Origin of the sequence: Sulfuricurvum sp. (genome assembly GCF_023229695.1) — a bacterium.
Taxonomy (GTDB): Bacteria; Campylobacterota; Campylobacteria; order Campylobacterales; family Sulfurimonadaceae; genus Sulfuricurvum.
Genome location: NZ_JALNYS010000013.1, coordinates 58,095 through 75,648, shown reverse-complemented (window position 1 = coordinate 75,648; position 17,554 = coordinate 58,095). Strand labels below are relative to the sequence as shown.

The 17,554-nt window shown below is 45.6% G+C and carries 17 protein-coding genes; 15 read left to right on the top strand and 2 right to left on the bottom strand.

Annotated features, from left to right (window positions below):
- Positions 1 to 7: 7 nt before the first annotated feature.
- The gene (locus M0P91_RS10510) at positions 8 to 334 is read right to left on the bottom strand and encodes a hypothetical protein (protein ID WP_295066945.1); all 327 of its coding nucleotides are present in this window, start codon (positions 332 to 334) and stop codon (positions 8 to 10) included.
- A 69-nt stretch (positions 335 to 403) separates the two neighbouring features.
- Here M0P91_RS10510 and M0P91_RS10505 point away from each other — a divergent pair, with 69 nt between their 5' ends.
- The 9 genes from M0P91_RS10505 (at position 404) to rpsR (ending at position 6,837) form a co-directional block, all read left to right on the top strand.
- On the top strand, positions 404 to 2,359 hold the full coding sequence (locus M0P91_RS10505; protein ID WP_295066943.1) for a ribonuclease R family protein: 1,956 nt from the start codon (positions 404 to 406) through the stop codon (positions 2,357 to 2,359).
- 26 nt (positions 2,360 to 2,385) lie between these two features.
- Positions 2,386 to 3,345, top strand: a complete 960-nt coding sequence (locus M0P91_RS10500) for an Abi family protein (RefSeq protein ID WP_295066941.1) — start codon at positions 2,386 to 2,388, stop codon at positions 3,343 to 3,345.
- 303 nt (positions 3,346 to 3,648) lie between these two features.
- Entirely contained in the window at positions 3,649 to 4,614 is a 966-nt protein-coding gene (holA, locus tag M0P91_RS10495; RefSeq protein ID WP_295066939.1) for a DNA polymerase III subunit delta, read from the top strand.
- 152 nt (positions 4,615 to 4,766) lie between these two features.
- Positions 4,767 to 4,985: a hypothetical protein gene (locus tag M0P91_RS10490; RefSeq protein ID WP_295066937.1), complete on the top strand. Its 219-nt coding sequence runs from the start codon at positions 4,767 to 4,769 to the stop codon at positions 4,983 to 4,985.
- The gene (locus tag M0P91_RS10485; protein WP_295066935.1) at positions 4,982 to 5,248 is read left to right on the top strand and encodes a hypothetical protein; all 267 of its coding nucleotides are present in this window, start codon (positions 4,982 to 4,984) and stop codon (positions 5,246 to 5,248) included. The genes M0P91_RS10490 and M0P91_RS10485 overlap by 4 nt, the downstream gene beginning before the upstream one ends.
- Before the next feature lie 42 nt (positions 5,249 to 5,290).
- Positions 5,291 to 5,428, top strand: a complete 138-nt coding sequence (locus tag M0P91_RS10480; RefSeq protein WP_295066933.1) for a hypothetical protein — start codon at positions 5,291 to 5,293, stop codon at positions 5,426 to 5,428.
- Positions 5,429 to 5,636: 208 nt separating this feature from the next.
- Positions 5,637 to 6,026: a 30S ribosomal protein S6 gene (rpsF, locus tag M0P91_RS10475; protein WP_295066931.1), complete on the top strand. Its 390-nt coding sequence runs from the start codon at positions 5,637 to 5,639 to the stop codon at positions 6,024 to 6,026.
- Between the two features lie 16 nt (positions 6,027 to 6,042).
- Positions 6,043 to 6,552 (top strand): single-stranded DNA-binding protein, encoded by a 510-nt coding sequence (locus tag M0P91_RS10470; protein WP_295066929.1) that lies wholly within the window; start codon positions 6,043 to 6,045, stop codon positions 6,550 to 6,552.
- Between the two features lie 21 nt (positions 6,553 to 6,573).
- Positions 6,574 to 6,837: a 30S ribosomal protein S18 gene (gene rpsR, locus M0P91_RS10465; protein ID WP_295066927.1), complete on the top strand. Its 264-nt coding sequence runs from the start codon at positions 6,574 to 6,576 to the stop codon at positions 6,835 to 6,837.
- A 186-nt stretch (positions 6,838 to 7,023) separates the two neighbouring features.
- Here the strand turns inward: rpsR and murA are convergent, their stop codons facing one another.
- Complete coding sequence (murA, locus tag M0P91_RS10460; RefSeq protein WP_295066925.1) at positions 7,024 to 8,286, bottom strand: UDP-N-acetylglucosamine 1-carboxyvinyltransferase; 1,263 nt, start codon at positions 8,284 to 8,286, stop codon at positions 7,024 to 7,026.
- Between the two features lie 82 nt (positions 8,287 to 8,368).
- Here murA and M0P91_RS10455 point away from each other — a divergent pair, with 82 nt between their 5' ends.
- The 6 genes from M0P91_RS10455 to M0P91_RS10430 all read left to right on the top strand — a co-directional run bounded on the left by M0P91_RS10455 (position 8,369) and on the right by M0P91_RS10430 (position 17,537).
- Positions 8,369 to 8,809: a hypothetical protein gene (locus M0P91_RS10455; RefSeq protein ID WP_295066923.1), complete on the top strand. Its 441-nt coding sequence runs from the start codon at positions 8,369 to 8,371 to the stop codon at positions 8,807 to 8,809.
- Positions 8,806 to 9,507 (top strand): 3'-5' exonuclease, encoded by a 702-nt coding sequence (locus M0P91_RS10450; protein ID WP_295066921.1) that lies wholly within the window; start codon positions 8,806 to 8,808, stop codon positions 9,505 to 9,507. Before M0P91_RS10455 ends, M0P91_RS10450 begins: the two co-directional genes overlap by 4 nt.
- A 199-nt stretch (positions 9,508 to 9,706) precedes the next feature.
- Complete coding sequence (gene nifJ / locus M0P91_RS10445; protein ID WP_295066919.1) at positions 9,707 to 13,270, top strand: pyruvate:ferredoxin (flavodoxin) oxidoreductase; 3,564 nt, start codon at positions 9,707 to 9,709, stop codon at positions 13,268 to 13,270.
- Position 13,271: 1 nt separating this feature from the next.
- On the top strand, positions 13,272 to 14,267 hold the full coding sequence (locus tag M0P91_RS10440; RefSeq protein WP_295066917.1) for a dihydroorotate dehydrogenase-like protein: 996 nt from the start codon (positions 13,272 to 13,274) through the stop codon (positions 14,265 to 14,267).
- A gap of 221 nt (positions 14,268 to 14,488) precedes the next feature.
- On the top strand, positions 14,489 to 15,535 hold the full coding sequence (locus M0P91_RS10435; RefSeq protein ID WP_295066915.1) for a response regulator: 1,047 nt from the start codon (positions 14,489 to 14,491) through the stop codon (positions 15,533 to 15,535).
- Positions 15,536 to 16,103: 568 nt separating this feature from the next.
- Positions 16,104 to 17,537 carry an HD domain-containing phosphohydrolase gene (locus M0P91_RS10430; RefSeq protein WP_295066913.1) on the top strand — a complete coding sequence of 478 codons (1,434 nt, stop codon included), beginning with the start codon at positions 16,104 to 16,106 and terminating at the stop codon, positions 17,535 to 17,537.
- The last annotated feature ends 17 nt before the right edge of the window (positions 17,538 to 17,554 follow it).

The following is a 17,554-nucleotide window of genomic DNA, read 5'->3' as shown; positions in this document are numbered from 1 at the left end:
ACCTCATTTACGCCGCAAATCCGAGAATATAATAGGTCGGTTTCCCGTCTACTTTTTGGAGACTTACTTTGTATTTATCCGCAAAATGGTTGATTTTTTCCATTGCGTCACTTGAACTGATCTCACTTGTCGCATCGATCTTGATTTTAAAATAGTCGTTACTGTTCGACATCGCTACATACGATTCATCCGTTTTTAGTGCTTCATGCAAATCCAAAATATGTTTGATAATTTTCTCATATCCGCCAGTATTTTCTTCGATTCGGCTAAGTTGGAGGCTTAATGCTTCATTAGGGGCATATCCGAGTTGGTTTAAAATCGCTTCATGTGTCATTAGTGTGTTCCTTTGTAAAATTAGAGGAGTTATTCTATCATAGAAGTATTTATTGACTATAATATCTCTATGAAATCACTCCTAATTCGTCTTACCCACGGTCTTTATGACCAAGATATCGCACCCGAAGAGCGTGAGTACATTAATGAATGGCTTACACGAAAACTTCTAACGCATGAAGATAACAAATATCAGCTCGCGTCTCAATACCGCGCCGGTATCATCTCACTGGCTTCTGAGAGCGGTGCGTATCTTCAGACACTCGGAGAGAGTATCCGCGACCACTTTATCGAAACCAATAACCTGATGGGAGCTAAAAGCGGCGATCTCGTCATCGCTCAGCGGCTGTTGGGTAAGCGGGGAGGGCCGCAAGCCAAGGTTATTCTGATTGCCGGACGGAATGAAACATTTAGTGTTGCCGTCGTCACTTTAAAAAACGGCTATCTTGGTTTATATGATATCCGTACCGAGCATCCGGCTGGCTTTGACGTCGCCGATTTGGGCGAAAGGGGAGAGGGATCGGTCTATCAGATCAATAATCAAACCGGAGTTATTGCTGCCTATTTGGGTAATTTGAGCGATCCGAAAGTGGATGAAAAGATCGTATTGGCCCTTTATAACAAACACGACGCATTTGACGAAGATGTCCTCGAAATGGCGGCATCCTTTCCCAAAGAGGTCGATGCCTCGCTCTATCCGAAGCGTCGTGATTTGCGCCATTTACCGTTTTGTACGATCGATCCGGTCACTGCCAAAGATTTCGACGATGCTATCTGTTATGACCCGGAAACGTCGACCCTCTACGTCGCGATTGCCGATGTCAGCGAATACGTCCACCCGTTCGGCGCCATCGATGCCGAGGCAATATACCGGAGTTTTTCGATCTATCTTCCACATCGCTCGATCCCGATGCTGCCGCGCCAATTGAGCGAAACCCTTTGTTCGCTCCAGCCTCTCGTCGACCGTCTCGCCTATACGTTTGAGATGAAGATCAATCCGGCGACGTACGAAGTTGAATCTTCCGATCTGTATGAGTCGCTCATCCACTCTCACCGCCGATTTACCTATGAAGAGATCGACCTGTTTTTAGAGGGGAATCTTCAGCCGTCTAATGAAAAAGAAGCTCTGGTCTTAGCCTATATCCCGCTTTTGAATGAACTCACCGCCAACTTGAAAAAAGAGCGGATGAAAAAAGGGTATAACTTCCGTTCCAGCGAACTGGAGATGCGGATTGATGCAGATCATAACATCGTCAGCACCGAATTTGCCGTCGAAACCCCTTCGCATGCACTGATCGAGGATTGTATGCTGCTGGCAAACAAAGAGGCCGCTTCGATGTATGAGAGGGGAGTTTTCCGGATTCATGAACCTCCAAGCCCTCTCAAGCTCCAAAGCCTTTATACCGAATTGGCAAGCATCGGCATTTTCGTCGAATCCAAAGGGGAGATCAAAGAGACGATCACCGCTATCCAAGCCGAAGCCGAAAAGCGGGATCTGATCAGCGAAGTCGATACCCTCATTATCCGCTCTCAGATGCAGGCACGTTATGCTCCGTACAATACGGGCCATTTCGGTCTGGGATTTGAGCGCTATACTCACTTTACCTCTCCGATCCGGCGCTACAGCGACCTGATCGTCCATCGCCTTCTCAAAGCGATCAAAGCGGGAGATACGGAAGAGGGCTCCTACGTCCTGCGCAACATCGAATCGCTGTGTACCTCGATCAGTGAAAAAGAGCGCGAAGCAAGCGACATCGAGATCCGTTTCCAGGAGCGTAAATTCGCCCGTTGGGCTGCTACCGTCATCGGGCAGCAGTTCAAAGCTCGCGTCATGAAAGCCGAAGACGATATCTACGCTGAAATCCACGATGTGATCACGGGGGCAAAAGTGAGTGTCACCTCTGCGTTTGGGCTCATGCTTTTCGATGATGTGATGGTGAAAATTGAGAGCGCCAATCTCGCCACCGCGAAAATAACCGCCTCATTTGTGAGTCGGATAGAGAAGGAAGAGATTAAATCTCTCTAAACAATGAACGAATCGAAAGGAATGCATTGAAATACGACTACAAACAGCTTGATGTTGCCTTCTATCTTCAATCCCTTTATGATGATGGTTTAAAAAAAATGGTGACACAATGTGATGCGAGTATCGAAGAGACAGTTTTAGATATTGGGATTTTCCGATTCAAAGGCTATGTTAAAGCGTTCCGAAACAATCTACCCGATTATTCGATTGACGACATCATCGCCATTCATGATTTTGACAAACGGTTGTCTTCGAAACTATTTTCGATGACTTCCACGATTGAAATCAGGATGAAAGCCTATCTCATTGAAATCGTTTATGCCATCACAGACAATCCGTATTGTTATCTCCTTGCTAAAAGCTACAAGGAGCCTTTTACCCTGCCACTCGAATCGGTTCAAGATTGGGAAGTTCAGCAACTTAATTCGAAAAAGAAAAAAGAAATCTATCTCCATTATCGGGATTATTATCTCAACACGTATGATTTTCAATCAAATCAAGCTGACTATATCCAAAATGAGCCTATGGTTGCCGTCAATACGACGAAAAATATCAACTACCCACCGTTTCACTATTTCATTGAAAATGCGACGCTTGGGACGCTCATCAATCTCATCTCGAAACTACAGATCGATGATAATGACATCCTCAAACTGTTAGGGAAAAAATTTGGTTTCTACAGCCATGAACTATTTTTAAACTATCTGCTGAGGCTCAAAGAGCTTCGTAATCGATGTGCTCATAACGGCAGAATTTTCAACCGAAATTTTAGAGGATTAAAAGCGTTCGGCACTCACACGGCATTTAAAAAAACGATTTATGAGCATAAAATACTGGATGTCTATTATTCGCTTCATGTGTTGCTGGGCAGCGCAGATAACTTCAAAACGGTGGATGATTTGATCGATTTGTTCGTATCGGATAATCTGGTCGGATTGGAAAGTAAACTGGAAGATTTCGTTTTGGGGTTTATCAGGACAAGGTAAGCGTGCGTGCAGAGGCTCACCGTAAGTGAAGAAATTATAACCAATCAACTTTAAATAAAGCGGTGTGTGCAGTGATTAAATGGAATGAATTTTGATAGGATGAGTGAAAAAGTAGCGATTTAACCGAAAAAGAGATTGATAGTATTATCTTGAAATAGATACAGAAACGATTATCCCCACCTGAAATCAAGTGGGTGTGCCCAAAGGCGAATTAGAAGATAATTGTATCATAAGTGATAGAAAAATTACAAGAGATAAAAAAATGAAGCAATATTACCACCAGAAAATGTATGGAGGCATTATATGAACCGCCAAGAACTAGACCGTCACCTCCAAAATAATTCAGCACCACGAGCGATGGCACTCTTCGGCGAGAGTCACTTTCTCATCGACCGTTATGCCCACCGACTTGCTCAGATCGAAGGGGCATCGGTACTGAGCCTTTATCATGACGAGTATGATTTCAACACCGCCAAAGCCCACCTTTCACAGGGTTCACTCTTCGGCGATCAGAATCTGCTGATTGTCAAACACGAAAAAAAGCTCCCGAAAGCGGAGTTGGACACCCTCATCGAACTGGTCGGAAAAAATCCCGATAATACGTTTATCTACTGCTACTACGGGGAAGATGTCAAAGGGGCGGATGCGGCGTTTAAAGGGTCTCATGCCGGATCGGTACGCCTGTTTCATCCGTATGCGAATGAGGCGAAAGCGATCATCTTGCAAGAGGCATCTCTTATAGGGCTGCAAATCGATCATCAAGCTGCCGTTCACCTCTTGAATGCCCACAATAACGATCTCTCCTTGGCATGCAACGAACTCTCGAAATTGGCTATCTTGGGTAAAACAATCACGATCAAAGAGATCGACGAACACGTCTTCGGTCTGAGTGAAATCAAGCTGGATCATTTCATCGCACAGGTGATCGAGAAAAAACCGATCCTAGAATCGCTGCGCCATCTGCTCGAATCGGGAGAAGAGGAGATTCGGATACTGACCTCACTGAGCGGGTTTTTGACGCAATTGTATCTGTTTAACACGGCGATCAAGCTCCACGGTGTCGCCGATTCGGCACTGGTGTTGGGGTATAAACTCCCCGGATTTATCGAAAAAGAGCGGGCAAGCATGTCGATCAAGATTTCGCCTGAGGGGTATAAAAAAGGGCTGAATCTTTTGCTCGATACTGAGCTGAAGATGAAATCGACCGGTTCACCGGATCAGGAATCATTGCTTCTTTCTGCATTGCTGAAACTGCAAACGATACTCTAATATAATTTCTAGATTAGCTGGTAACAAAATGTGACCACCAGTTCATCTCTTTGAGTGTAAATGCAGTGTTTTCACCTGATTCAAATCAGACTTTTTATGTTAAAATACTTTAAAGTACTAAAGTATCACTCAAAAAAACAAAAGGATTTGCAATGACCACAGCAGCATTTCAAACTTTTAGCACAATGATGGATGAACTGCCAGCTGAGGCCCAAGAAACCCTGATCGAAAAAATCCGTCCCATCGTAGCCGATATGGTCGATGAATACCGATGGAACCGTTCGTATCAAAGCAGTTCTGCAAAACTCGAAGCCTTTGCCGCGAATGTACGGCAAAATACCGCAAAAGCATTTGAGCCGGAACGTTTATGATCGTCTCTTTGAGTGTTGAGAGCTTTTGGGATAACTATTTCCATCTCAGCCCTACCGCAAAACGCCACGCTAAAAAAGCGTATCGATTATGGGTCGAAAATCCTTATCACCCATCACTCCGATTCAAATGTATCAACACCGCACAAAATATCTGGTCTGCTCGTATCTCTTTGGGCTATCGTGCTCTTTGTATTATGGAAAACAACACCGCCACATGGTTTTGGATCGGAGATCATGATCATTATGAACGATTTTTTGGATAATCGTATGACCCTAATCCCTCGCATATTTCACTTTTCGAGAGAGTGAAGATTTCGCCCGAAGGGTATAAAAAAGGGCTGAATCTTTTGCTCGATACCGAATTGAAGATGAAATCGACCGGTTCACCGGATCAGGAATCATTGCTCCTTTCGGCACTGCTTAAAGTGCAAAACATACTTTAAAAATACGCCGTCGGAACAAGTTCCGTCTGCTACGCTAACACTGAGTTCTCTTCGGCAGAGTGCCCGAGGACACAGCTGTGTCCTCTAATAGCCAAAACTAAAATTAAGCTATTCTTCAGTATAATTCGCGCGTTCCTTGCTCTTTGCAACACGACTGTCGTGCTGTATAACAACCATAAGGGGCGAACACCATAAGGAGACATACGCTATGAGACATTACGAAAACCTAGTAATCGTAAAACCGACTCTTACAGAAGAAGAGATTAAAAACACCCTTGCAATCGTTGAAGAGGTCATCACATCAAACGGTGGTGAAATCATCGCTCGCGACGCAATGGGGATGAAAAAATTAGCTTACCCGATCGAGAAAAACGCTCGCGGTTATTTTCACGTTATGTATTACACAGTTGCACCTTCTGCGATTAGTGAAATCGAGAGACGTTTCCGTATCAACGAGGAGATCTTGCGTTTCGTAACCATGAAATACGATAGCAAACGTGAGATCAAAGCATGGAATGATATGGTTAACAAAACCAAGAAACCTGCTGCTGTTGTTACTGAGAAAGTCGCTGAAAAGCAAGAAGAAGTAGTAGCTTAAGCCCGAAGGAAAACCTATGTTCAATAAAGTTATTTTGGTTGGAAATCTGACACGTGATATCGAGCTTCGATACGCACAAAGCGGTTCGGCGATTGCAAAAACCGCTATCGCAACCAGCCGTAAATTTACGGTGAACGGCGAGAAAAAAGAGGAGACATGTTTTGTCGACATCACTTTTTTCGGTCGTTCGGGTGAAGTAGCCAACCAATACCTCCGTAAAGGGTCTAAGATCCTGGTAGAGGGAAGATTGCAGTTTGAACAATGGGTAGACCAGCAAAGTGGACAAAAGCGCTCCAAGCACTCTGTTATCGTAGAAACGATGCAAATGCTTGATTCACGCGGCGAAGCTTCTCAGGGTGGTTACAGTGATTATGGCGATGCCGGAAGTAGCCAAGGCGGGGGGTATGATGCTCCGCAGCCGAAAGCGTACAATCAGGCACCGGCGTACACGAGACCGTCTCCGGCCAGAATGCCGGAAAACAATCTCCCCGAGATTGATATTAACGAAGACGAAATTCCGTTTTAACGAAAGTACAAGGATACAACCATGTCAGAAAAAAGAAAATATAAAAAACGCTATTGCAAATACTGCGAAGCAAAAGTTGATTTCATTGACTACAAAGATGTAGGTTCTTTGAAATACTCACTCTCTGAGCGTTACAAAATCATGCCACGTCGTCTTACGGGTAACTGTAAGCGTCACCAAGATATGGTTACCATCGCAATCAAGCAAGCTCGTGCTGCTGCATTGGTTCCATACACTGTTTCTCGTAAAGTCGTTGCGGCAACTCCGTACGAAGAGATTCGTTAACCTTTTGCCGGCATTGCCGGCAATTTCTCCTCTTGACTTTCTTTAGCTAACTTCTTTTTTTACCGATACTTTTATACTGTCAACCACTATATTTTCTATCTTAAATGAATGGTATTGTGATTATTTTTTTGGGGAATGAAAGAGATGAGGTCTTTATTTTCCGCCGTAAAACGGCGAACGGTTATTTTATTCTTTTAGACGCTCAATTTTCGCGCCGAGAGCCTGAAGTTTTTGTTCAAGATTTTCATATCCGCGGTCAAGGTGGTAGATACGGTGGACGTTTGTCGTCCCCTCAGCCGCCATTGCTGCAAGGACTAGGGCACTTGAAGCCCGTAAATCAGTTGCCATGACATCGGCACCGAACAGCGGAGTTCCACCCATAACGGCAGCCGTATGGCCGTTTAGTTTGATATCAGCCCCCAGACGCTGAAGCTCACTGACGTGCATAAAGCGGTTTTCGAACAACCGCTCTTCGATAATGCTTGTTCCGTTGGCAAGGGTTGCGAGGGCTAAAAATTGCGCCTGCATATCGGTCGGGAATGCAGGGTATTCTTGGGTGATGATATCAATATGTTTAAGTTGCGGCGCCGGATGGATTGTTATTGTAGTATCGGTGATATCAAAGGTGCACCCCATCTGCTCCAATTTTCCGGTGACGGCATCAAGATGATCGGGACGGACATGCTCTAGAGTGATCGATGAATTGGTAATCGCACCGGCACACAAATAGGTTCCCGCTTCAATACGGTCGGGAATGATTTCAAAATCAACCATATCGATGGTTTTCCCACCGGTTCCAATAATGGATAGTTCTGATGTACCGATACCGGTAATGTCGATACCGCTGTCCCGTAAAATTTCACACAGTTGTACTACTTCAGGCTCTTTTGCACAGTTTACGAGAATTGTTTTTCCGTGTGCAAGTGCTGCAGCCATGACGATATTAGCGGTGCCGGTTACGGTGATCTTGTCAAAGATGATGTGTGCCCCTTTAAGTCCTTCGGGTGCCAATGCATGAACGTATCCGGCATGGATTGTGATCTGGGCACCCATCTGTTCCAATGCTTTGAGGTGCAGATCGATCGGGCGTTGGCCGATAGCACATCCACCGGGTAAAGAGACTTCACAATGACCGAAGCGGGCTAAGAGTGGGCCGAGGACGAGGATGGAAGCACGCATCGTTTTGACGATATCGTAATTGGCCATGGTATGATTGACCGTAGAAGTGTCAAGATGAAGGACATGGTTTTCAAGACTGCTAGTCGCCCCAAGATTTCGCAAGAGCTTGAGCAGTGTTTTAATATCCGCAACCTCCGGGACATTGGTAAGGGTCACTTTGTTGTGTGCCAATAAAGTTAATGTTATAAGTGGCAACGCGGCATTTTTTGCGCCGGAGATGACAACTGAGCCTTGAAGTTTTGTAGGGCCTTGAATACGTAGATAGTCCATTGAATTCCCAATATAAAAAAAGTGTAACATTATAAGGCAATGTTGGTAAAAGTGGTATAATTTTAAGAAAAAAGGGGAACGTGTGAGTTCAGCACTTGATCGGCTTAAAAATCTGACCGCACAAATTTCCAGTTATGAGCTTGAACGCAAAAGCAATCTAAAAGAGCTGGAACGGTTATTCAATACTTTAAAGATTGATGCCAAAGTCTCTTCATTTGAGAATTTGTTTGAGTTTAAGGCGATTAATCTCTCCGGTATTTCACTTTCGGATGAAGATTTAGGGATGATAAAAGAGGGCAAATACGCCCAGATTATCGCGATTATATACGATAAAGAGGCTAAGGTTAAAAATAAGAATATTTCATTAGGTTATTTTGGACGTGCTGAAAAATTGGATAAAGCACTGGTCCGGGAGATTGTCACTTTTGTATTGAGCTGGCGATTTGAAAAAAGTTTTCGCACCCTCGAACACTATCACAATTTACTGGCACAATTGAAAACTGATCATAACGACGAGTCATGACGGTTGTCCTTGATACCGAAACAACGGGTCTAGAAGATAAGGACCGTATTTGTGCCCTCGGGCTGGTTATGGATGATGATAAAATCCATTACGAATTGATCCATCCGGGTAAAAAAATACCTCCTGAAGCGTCGGCGATTCACCATATCACGAATGAAATGGTGAAAGAGGCTCCCCCTTTTGCAACTTCTCAAAGTAATGAGCTGATCCGGTCGCTCAACAGCGGCGAACATACTCTTATCTCCCATAATGCCCCGTTTGATATTGCGATGCTCCAAAAAGAGGGTATTACATGGCAAGGTGAAATCATAGATACTCTTAAATGTTCCAAAGCGCTAATGGACGATTTGGACGGCTACGGATTGCAGTTTTTGCGTTACGAATTGCGGCTGTACCGTCAGGAAGAAGAGTTTTTTGATCGATACGGAGTGAAGCCGACAGCGCACAACGCATTCAGCGATGCACTCCATACGCGGATGGTGTATGAGTATCTGCTTGATCTGGCATCGCACGAGAAATTGGTAAACATGAGTCAGGCCCGTTTGCTATTAGGTCGCCTCCCGTTCGGAAAGTATGCGAAAAAACGGATTGAGACCATTGCGATAAAAGATCCCGCCTATCTGAAATGGATGTTGGAGAGTCTGATGGATATGGATGAAGATTTGCGGTACAGTATCGAATACTATTTACGGGGTTGAGCTTTTTTATCATTATCTATATTTGTATGCATAACCACCCTATCTAAAATTTTTCAACAGCTTTATTTATGTGCGTATTGAATTGAAAAATTGGACTCCTCTTGAAATTTTCAGATTTGTAGTTATATTTTGTAACTAATGTGTTATATACTATTCACAAGAAAATACAATCTGATCTGTAAAATCACGGAGGAGTATCATGAGTGATCGTTTATTTATTACGGTTGATGGCAATGAAGCCGTTGCTTTAGTCGCACACAAAATCAATGAGGTAATCGCTATTTACCCCATTACCCCCTCGTCTCCGATGGGGGAGTTTAGCGATCTGTACAGTTCAAAAGGGGAGAAAAATATTTTCGGTACCATCCCTGAAGTGTATGAGATGCAAAGTGAAGGGGGAGCGAGCGGTGCCGTTCACGGAGCGTTGCAGACCGGTGCTTTGACGACAACCTTTACTGCCTCTCAAGGGCTGCTTTTAATGATTCCGAACATGTATAAAATAGCCGGTGAACTGACCGCAACGGTATTTCATGTTGCCGCCCGTTCTCTTGCCATGCAGGGACTCTCGATCTTCGGAGACCATCAGGATGTGATGGGAGTCAGACAGACCGGATTTGCGCTACTCGCTTCCAATTCGGTGCAAGAAGCACACGATTTTGCCCTGATCTCTCAGGCGGCAACACTCCATTCACGGATTCCGTTTCTCCATTTTTTTGACGGTTTTCGTACTTCTCATGAGGTCAGCCGGATCGAAGTGCTGGGAGATGAGGTGCTCAAAGCGATGATTGATACGGATCTTGTAGAAGCCCATCGTAAGCGGGGTTTGAGTCCTGAACATCCCGTACTCCGAGGCACGTCTCAAAATCCCGATGTCTATTTTCAGGGGCGGGAGAGTGTCAATTCCTATTATTTGGCTCTGCCGCAGATTTTGCAGCAGCAGATGGACAAATTTGCCGAATTGAGCGGGAGACATTATCGTCTTTTTGATTACATCGGTGACGGTGAGGCGACGCGGATACTTGTTTTGATGGGATCAGGTGCCGAAACGGTCGAAGAGAGTGTGGCTTATTTAAACGGGCAGGGGGAAAAAGTAGGTCTCATCAAAGTGCGTCTTGCTCTGCCGTTTGCCGTTGAGGCATTTCTCGATGCATTGCCCAAGAGCGTCGAATCGATAGCGGTGCTTGACCGCACCAAAGAGCCGGGAAGTGTGGGGGAGCCGCTCTATCACGATGTCGTGACGGCATTATTCGAACGTCGCGACACTCTCCCTTTTGCGATGCCGACAATAATCGGAGGACGCTACGGCCTTTCGTCCAAAGAGTTTACTCCCGCAATGATTATTGCCATTTACGATGAGCTTGCCAAAGCTTCTCCCAAAAATCATTTTACGATCGGTATCGAGGATGATGTGACCTTTACATCCCTCTTGTATGACCCTGATTTTGTGTTAGAAAATCCTACGCAGTTTCAGGCCGTATTCTACGGACTGGGTTCGGACGGCACCGTAGGTGCCAATAAAAACAGTATCAAGATCATCGGGACGGAGACGGACCATTATGCCCAGGGGTATTTCGTTTACGATTCGAAAAAATCGGGTTCCATGACCATTTCGCACCTCCGTTTCGGAATCGAACCGATCCATTCGACCTATCTGATTCAGAAAGCCGATTTTTTAGGGGTGCATCAGGCGGTATTTCTCGAAAAATTGGATCTGCTTGAAATCGCCAAGCCCGGTGCCGTCTTTTTGCTCAACACCCCCTATCCGAAAGAAGAGGCATGGTATCGGCTCCCCCGTGTGGCACAAGAGCACATCATTGCTAAAAAATTGAAATTTTACGCTATCGATGCGTATCGTGTAGCCAAAGCAAGCCAAATGGGTGCACGGATCAATACCATCATGCAAACCTGTTTTTTCGCAATCAGCGGTGTCCTCCCCAAAGAAGAGGCGATTAAAAAAATAAAAGGATCCATCCAAAAAACCTACGGCAAAAAAGGGGACCAGATTGTTCAGATGAACTACGATGCGGTGGACAATACCCTTGAAAATCTTTTCGAAGTGGAAGTTCCGTCTCACATCAGCAGCACACTGGAACTGCATTCACCTTTGAAAGGTAAATTTGATCCGTTTGTGGGCGAAGTGATCGGAGCGATTACGGCGTATAAAGGGGATACTCTGCGTGTCTCTCAGATGCCGCCTGATGGGACATGGCCTACCGGTACTTCCCAGTATGAAAAACGTAATATTGGCCACGAAGTTCCGGTATGGGATAGGGATACGTGCATTCAGTGCAATAAATGCGTAAGCGCGTGCCCCCATTCGGTGATCCGCTCCAATGTCTTTGATGCTTCATGGATGGAGGGGGCGCCGGAAGGGTTTGTTGCCAAAAAGGCCAAAGGGAAAAAATTCGGGGAAAATGATCTTTTCACTATTTCGGTCGCTGTCGAAGACTGTACCGGATGCGCTCTTTGTGTAGAGGTGTGTCCGGCAAAAAACAAATCACAGACCAATCTAAAAGCGATTAATATGATGCCGCAGTTTCCGCTGCGAGAATCCGGAAGTACGCAGTGGGATTTTTTCCTTTCTCTGCCGAAAATCGAGCGCGCATTGCTCGATCATGACGATCTTAAAGAGTCTCAGTTTCTCGAACCGCTCTTTGAGTTTAGTGGTGCATGCCCGGGGTGCGGGGAGACTCCTTATGTTAAACTCGTTTCCCAGCTCTTCGGCGACCGTATGGTCGTAGCCAATGCTACGGGGTGCAGCTCGATCTACGGCGGCAATCTCCCTACGACACCATGGCGAAAAAATGATCAGGGAAGGGGGCCTGCCTGGTCCAATTCGCTGTTTGAGGATAATGCAGAGTTCGGATTAGGTTTTCGCCTTGCCATTGACAATCATGCCGATCATGCCAAAAGCCTCCTCGAAGGACTTCAACCGAAATTGTGTGCCGGTCTTGTCGAAGATATTTTGCAGGCTCCTCAGCGCGATGAGAAGCAGATTAATGCGCAGCGGGAACGAATCGTTATCCTCAAACATGCGCTGGAGGCCGTGGACGATGCAGAGGCAAAAACATTGCTAGAGCTCTGTGATTATCTGGTCAAGAAATCGGTCTGGATTATCGGCGGTGACGGCTGGGCATACGATATCGGCTACGGGGGACTCGATCATGTCCTCGCCAGTGGCAAAAATGTCAATATTTTGGTATTGGATACACAGGTCTACTCAAACACGGGGGGACAGCAGTCAAAAGCGACCTTGACCGGTGCGGTGGCCAAGTTTGCCGCAGGGGGGAAAGGGGCAGTGCCTAAAGACCTCGCAGCCATGGCAATCAATTATGAAAATGTGTATGTTGCAAAAGTGGCGATGGGGGCAAATGATCAAGCAACGGTGAAGGCATTTATCGAAGCGGAGCGGTATGATGGACCGTCGATTATTATTGCCTATTCGCATTGTGTAGCTCACGGCTACGATCTTCGCTACGGATTCGATCAACAAAAACGGGCTGTCGATAGCGGACTCTGGCCGATATTCCGATTTAACCCGGAACGGATAAAAGAGGGGGAAAACCCGATGACGCTCGATTCTAAAGGGCCGAAGATTGACGTCAAAGATTTTATGTATCGTGAAACCCGCTTTAAAATGGTAGAGAAAATGAATCACACTGCAGCCGGAGAATTTCTGGTTACTGCGGCGCATACGGCGCAGACCCTTCACAAGCGCTATGTGAATCTGCATGAATATTACAAACCATCCGAGGAGGTGTAACATGGACCTTTCAACCACTTTTTTAGGATTTACGCTGAAAAATCCGTTGATCGCAAGCGCTTCACCGTTGACGGCATCGCTGGAGAGTATCCGAAAGCTTGAAGACAACGGTATCGCTGCGGTGATCATCCATTCGCTCTTTGAAGAGGAGATCAACCGCGAACTTCGGCAGATCGACCATTTTTTACACGCTAACAGCGAATCGTATGCTGAAGCGTTGAGTTATCTACCCGCTGGAGTCGATTTTGAAAATATCCAGGCAGAAAATTACCTCAAAGAGATCATGCGGGTCAAAGCAGCCGTTTCCATTCCCGTAATTGCCAGCTTGAACGGTGTTTCTGCCGGGGGATGGGCCAAATACGCGAAGAAATTGCAAGAGGCAGGGGCAGATGCTCTGGAACTTAACATCACCTATATCCCCACCTCGGTTGATATGGAAGGGCCTACAATAGAACAGATGTATATCGATACCGTCTCTACCGTCAAAAAACATATCTCGATTCCTTTGAACGTCAAAATGAATGCCTATTTTTCGAACCCTGCAAATATGGCAAAACGGCTTGTCGAAGCGGGGGCTGACGGTTTGACGATTTTCGATAACCCAAGCCGGGTCGATGTCGATCTGGAATTGCTCACGGCGTTGCGGCAAGCGAATATCACCAGCTCAGCCAGTCTCAGTGAAACGTTACGGTGGTGTGCGATACTCTACAACAAACTTGGCTGCTCCCTCTGTGCCAATACCGGTATCCACAGCGGCCAAGATGTCTTAAAGGCGGTGATGAGCGGTGCCGATGCCACGGCATTGGCTTCGGTATTGCTCCTTCACGGTGAGGGGGAGATTCGAAATATTTTACATGACCTCACATCCTGGATGCAAGAGCATGAGTATGAATCGATTTCACAGATGAAAGGGAGCATTTCGCTCTCCCATACCGATAATCCCTCAGCCTATGAGCGTAACTCGTATATGCACGCATTGCAGCACTACCGCAGTTAACACGGGATCGGCTAGTGAACCCCCCTTGGGGATATTTCTCCTGAGGGTTACAGTGAGGGTAGGTAACCGTTTGGGTACAAAAAAAGCTCCTGTGATTGTTTTGTGACTATTTCTCAATATGATATGGCTATTCAACATCATTGAGTATGTGAATAGATCCGTATGGAAATTGAACTAAAAAAGGAAAAGTTCGATGGGTGGGATCGGATAGGAGAACTAAAATGTTAATCACCAAAAATATTCAAAAATTTTCGCATACCTTGAACGTCCTTTATGTCGAAGACAATCATGAACTCAGAAAAGCGACCGCGATGTTGCTGGAACCGTTTTTTGCAAAGGTTGATTTGGCTGAGAACGGGGAAGAGGGGCTCCAACACTACAATAACGGAGAGTATGATATTATCGTTACCGACATCAATATGCCCCGTATGAACGGTCTGGAGATGATCGACCGTATACGGGAGATCAATCCGGAACAAAAAATTATTGCGATTACGGCCCATGATGAGCAGGAGACTTTAATCGGTATGATCCGTAAGGGGATCAGCAGTTTTATCCTCAAACCGATTGTTCTAGAGGAGATGCTTAAAGTGCTGTACCCGATTTGCCGCGATGCGGATACCTATAATGTGAATGCGCTACTCTTTAAAGAGCTGCACGAAGAACGCAATAAACTCAAACAGCAAGTTCGAACGCTGGAAGCCCAGCTGCATGCGATCACGGTAAAAAATCAGCAGGTAGAAGAGCTTTTTTTCCAAAATAATCCGGAAGATACCGAACTGCTGTTCAAAGAGTATTTCGCCAAAGACGAAGACCAAGGGTATGAAAAAGTGCTCTTTATGTCGGAAGACGCGGATGAGATGAAAGAGTTGCTCGGCGAGATACCGAATCTGCTGATACGCTATTGCGGTGACCGCGATAGCGCAAAAATCGATACGATTGCAGAACATATTGTAAAAATCGGTCATACCCTGCGCCTCTATACGCCGTTTATGGATTTGTTGGCGAACAATATGGAAGAACTCGCTTATGCTATGGGAGAGGGATCCGCATTTGTGGCGTTAATCGAGGCAAAACCGGAAATGGTATTAAAGCTTTTTGATGCGGTGTGCATCGATATGACCCTCTATATCGACCGATTTACGATCGAAAGTATGGCAATGAAGAATATTCACCATATCCATCAGCCCACCGCAATGAGTATCCAGCAAATCATTGCGCTGATCCGGCCGGAAGATGTGGAAGAGGGCAATATTGAGTTTTTTTGATGGGTTTGAAGAATGTGACGTTACCGTTGTTCCGTACAAAAAAATATTCATTTGCATTGAAAATAACGGAAAATACGATACCATAGCAATTCACTATTATGTCGGAGAAAACTAATTTTTTACCCTTTTTAGAAAAGTGCGTAACATCAGGTACAAACTGACCTTACACACCTTGCCTTAAGGGGTACTTCAAGGGGAGTTAATCTCCCGTATCCGAAAGATACGGGTAGCTTCAGGGGGGTGCAGGGGACAATTTGTCCCCGCCACTTTACGGGCTATGAGCGGAAAGTGCGTAACATCAAATCGGTTATCTCTCCCGTATCCGAAAGATACGGGTAGCTTTAGGGGGGTGCAGGGGACAATTTGTCCCCGCCACTTTACGGGCTATGAGCGGAAAGTGCGTAACATCAAATCGGTTATCTCTCCCGTATCCGAAAGATACGGGTAGCTTTAGGGGGTTGTAGGGACATCTGTCCCTGCCACTTTCTGGGCTTTGCCCAGAAAGTGCGTAACATCAAAGATAAAAACGCTGTTCTACGATCAAACTGCCATTGGAGGATCAACAATAATGCACGTTAAAGAGATGCTGAAACAACTGACGCTTTATGCGGAGGGGATGAAAGTATTGTACGTCGAAGACGAAGAGCTGATACGGGGAAATACCGCCATGCTTTTTTCAACGATATTTTCCGTCGTTGATACCGCTGATAACGGCAAAGAGGGGTTGTCTCTTTATGGACAAAAATCCTACGATATTGTCATTACCGATATCCTGATGCCGGAGATGAACGGGGTTGCTATGATCCAGAAGATCAAAGAGATAAACCCCTCACAAAGTGTTATTGTCACATCTGCTTGCGAAGACAGTATCTATCTGCTTGAACTGATCAATAACGGTGTTGCCCAGTTCATTCTCAAGCCGATGAAAACCGACAGTATGATTCAGACGCTTTATACGGTGGTTCAGAATCTCTTTAATGCCCGAAAAGTGGAAGATTTTACGGCACATCTCAAACAAGACCTTATCCATCAGTCAACGCTCCTCGAACAGTATAAAGAGGTCGTAGACGTCTCGATGATCGTCTCCAAAACCGATTTGCAGGGGAATATCACCTACGTCAACGATGCGTTTTGTGCAACAAGCGGTTATCCGAAAGAGGAGATGCTTCAACACGGGCATAAGCTTATCCGCCATGCGGAGATACCGCCCCATTTTTATGAGCATATGTGGCAAACGATTCTGGATAAAAAAATATGGCACGGAACGATCAAAAACCTCAAAAAAGAGGGTTCCCATTACATAACCGATACAACGATCAAACCGATACTGGATGAATTCGGCCATATTCTGGAATTTATCAGTATCAGCTACGATGTGACTCAAATGCACAATTTGAACGATGAAATTTGGAATACGCAGCATGAAATGCTCAATCTCCTCGGCGAGATCGGGGAAACCCGATCGAATGAGACGGGCAATCATGTACGACGGGTCTCAAAATATTCGAAACTCCTTGCAGAACTCTATGGGTTGGATGCGGAGGAGGCCAAACTCATCTACAGCGCTTCCCCGATGCATGACATCGGAAAGATCGGTATCGCCGATTCGATTTTGCTCAAACCCGGCAAACTGGAACCGGATGAATACGACGTGATGAAAAGACACAGCTCGATCGGCTACGATATTCTTAAAAATTCCAAACGCCCGTTGCTTCAGGCGGCCGCCATCATTGCCCGCGAACATCATGAAAAATGGGACGGTTCAGGATATCCCCGGGCTTTGTCGGGCGAAGAGATCCATATTTACGGCAGAATCACCGCATTGGCGGATGTATTTGATGCATTGAGCTGTGAGCGTGTGTACAAAAAAGCGTGGCCGATGGAGCAGATCATTGAATTCATCGTGAATGAACGCGCGCGCCATTTTGATCCGGGATTGGTGGATATTTTTATGGCGAATATCGATCGTTTCATCGAAATCTCGCAAGAGTTCACCGATTGAGCGTATGATTTTGGTTT

What these genes read in the sequence shown, in the direction of transcription:
- M0P91_RS10430 (WP_295066913.1), top strand. Translation starts at nt 16,104, where the DNA reads ATGCACGTTAAAGAGATGCTGAAACAACTGACGCTTTATGCGGAGGGG.
- M0P91_RS10450 (WP_295066921.1), top strand. Translation starts at nt 8,806, where the DNA reads ATGACGGTTGTCCTTGATACCGAAACAACGGGTCTAGAAGATAAGGAC.
- M0P91_RS10490 (WP_295066937.1), top strand. Translation starts at nt 4,767, where the DNA reads ATGACCACAGCAGCATTTCAAACTTTTAGCACAATGATGGATGAACTG.
- holA (WP_295066939.1), top strand. Translation starts at nt 3,649, where the DNA reads ATGAACCGCCAAGAACTAGACCGTCACCTCCAAAATAATTCAGCACCA.
- M0P91_RS10505 (WP_295066943.1), top strand. Translation starts at nt 404, where the DNA reads ATGAAATCACTCCTAATTCGTCTTACCCACGGTCTTTATGACCAAGAT.
- M0P91_RS10510 (WP_295066945.1), bottom strand. Translation starts at nt 334, where the DNA reads ATGACACATGAAGCGATTTTAAACCAACTCGGATATGCCCCTAATGAA.
- rpsR (WP_295066927.1), top strand. Translation starts at nt 6,574, where the DNA reads ATGTCAGAAAAAAGAAAATATAAAAAACGCTATTGCAAATACTGCGAA.
- nifJ (WP_295066919.1), top strand. Translation starts at nt 9,707, where the DNA reads ATGAGTGATCGTTTATTTATTACGGTTGATGGCAATGAAGCCGTTGCT.
- rpsF (WP_295066931.1), top strand. Translation starts at nt 5,637, where the DNA reads ATGAGACATTACGAAAACCTAGTAATCGTAAAACCGACTCTTACAGAA.
- M0P91_RS10435 (WP_295066915.1), top strand. Translation starts at nt 14,489, where the DNA reads ATGTTAATCACCAAAAATATTCAAAAATTTTCGCATACCTTGAACGTC.
- M0P91_RS10440 (WP_295066917.1), top strand. Translation starts at nt 13,272, where the DNA reads ATGGACCTTTCAACCACTTTTTTAGGATTTACGCTGAAAAATCCGTTG.
- M0P91_RS10470 (WP_295066929.1), top strand. Translation starts at nt 6,043, where the DNA reads ATGTTCAATAAAGTTATTTTGGTTGGAAATCTGACACGTGATATCGAG.
- murA (WP_295066925.1), bottom strand. Translation starts at nt 8,286, where the DNA reads ATGGACTATCTACGTATTCAAGGCCCTACAAAACTTCAAGGCTCAGTT.
- M0P91_RS10485 (WP_295066935.1), top strand. Translation starts at nt 4,982, where the DNA reads ATGATCGTCTCTTTGAGTGTTGAGAGCTTTTGGGATAACTATTTCCAT.